This is a genomic window from Streptomyces sparsus (assembly GCF_054776295.1).
On the sequence record NZ_BAAHCA010001046.1, the window covers coordinates 1 to 1,556 of the forward strand.

The following is a 1,556-nucleotide window of genomic DNA, read 5'->3' on the forward strand; positions in this document are numbered from 1 at the left end:
CGCACAGCCCCGGCACGGACGACCTCCCCATGGCAGGCCCCGGCGACGCCCGGCCGGCAGCCGACTCCTACCGGCTGCGTCCACTGGCCGGCACCGAACGCCTGCCGGCCGAGGCCCGGTTGCACGGCCCGCGCACCGTGCGCGAAGAGGCCCACACGACGCTCAGCGAGCCGGGCGACAGGATCGCGCTGACCTTCGACGACGGCCCCCACCCGCGGCATACCCCCGACGTCCTGCGCATCCTGCGCCGCCACGGCACCAGGGCCACCTTCTTCGTCATCGGCGAGAACGCGGAGTGGAACCCCGACCTCGTCAAGGCGATCGCCGACGACGGGCACCTGATCGCCAATCACTCCTGGAGCCACCCGCAGCTGAACCGGGTGCCGACCGCGCGCGTCCGCCGCGAACTGGGCCGCACCTGCGACCTGATCGAACGGGCGCTGGGCGCCCCGCCGCGCTTCGCCCGGGCACCCTACGGCGCCTGGCACGGCCCCTCCCTGCGGATCTGCGCCGAACTGGGCATGGAGCCCATGGGCTGGTCGATCGACACCCTGGACTGGCGCGAGCCGGGCAGCGCCACCATTCGCTCCCGGGTGCTCAACGGCGCGCACCCCGGCGCCATCGTGCTGGCGCACGACGGCGGCGGCGACCGCAGCCAGACCGTGAAGGCCCTGGCGCACTACCTGCCGCGGCTGATCGACCGGGGCTACACGATGGTGCCCGTCACCGAACCGCTCTGACGCACGCCCCGGCCCCTCTGGCCCGGCCCCACGGTCCGCCTCCATCGACCCACCTCCGCTACTGACCGGTATGACCATCTACGGAGGATATCTACCGATACATGGCGATGAGGAGCACAATGGAGAGTGCGTTGAGGCTTGCGCGTCAAAAGTCCTAGAAGGGAGCGAGTCGCATGGCCGACGTCTCACATCACAGGGGTGATCTCAGCGGTCACCCGGATGCTTCCGAGATGCGGGAGCGGTACTCCCGGATGATGGGCGGGCGGGACGTGGCGCTGGTCGACGGGCCGGTGTTCCTGGCCGGCCTCTACTGCGCCATATCACCCTGGGTCGTCAACTTCTCAGGCACTCAGCCTGCACTCGCGACCCACCACCTCATCATCGGCATAGCCATCGCCGTCATGGCGCTCGGCTTCACCATGGTGCCGGAGCGGATGTACGGGATGAGCTGGGCCATGAGCGCCATCGGCGCCTGGCTGGTGCTGTCGACCTGGCTCGTCGGCAACGACCCGGACGCCGGGATCATCTGGAACAACGTCATCGTCGGTGCTGTGGTCTTCTGCCTGGGCCTGGCGAGTGCGGCCACCGCCGCACGCGTCAAGAGGCAGACGTAGCACGGACCGTCCACCGCGGACGGCGGGGACCCGTGGGCGCCGCAGCGCGCCGACGCCGCCGGTACGCCGTGAGCGGGCCGTGGACCCAGCCGGAGCACTCACCCCAGGAGGCCACCTCTGAAGCCGCGCCGCCCGCGAACCCTCCGGCTGGCGCGCGGCCCGTGGCAGGACGACGCGGGGCGGGTGCAGGTGAACCGGGGCT

2 protein-coding genes are annotated in these 1,556 nt (G+C 71.3%); both read left to right on the forward strand.

Going from position 1 to position 1,556, the window contains the following annotated elements:
- Positions 1–740: polysaccharide deacetylase family protein (locus ACYVE9_RS26175; protein ID WP_461030370.1), on the forward strand; the 740-nt coding region annotated here is incomplete at its 5' end.
- A gap of 173 nt (positions 741–913) precedes the next feature.
- Positions 914–1,354, forward strand: coding sequence for an SPW repeat protein (locus tag ACYVE9_RS26180; protein ID WP_461030371.1), 441 nt, complete (start codon positions 914–916; stop codon positions 1,352–1,354).
- Positions 1,355–1,556 lie beyond the last annotated feature (202 nt).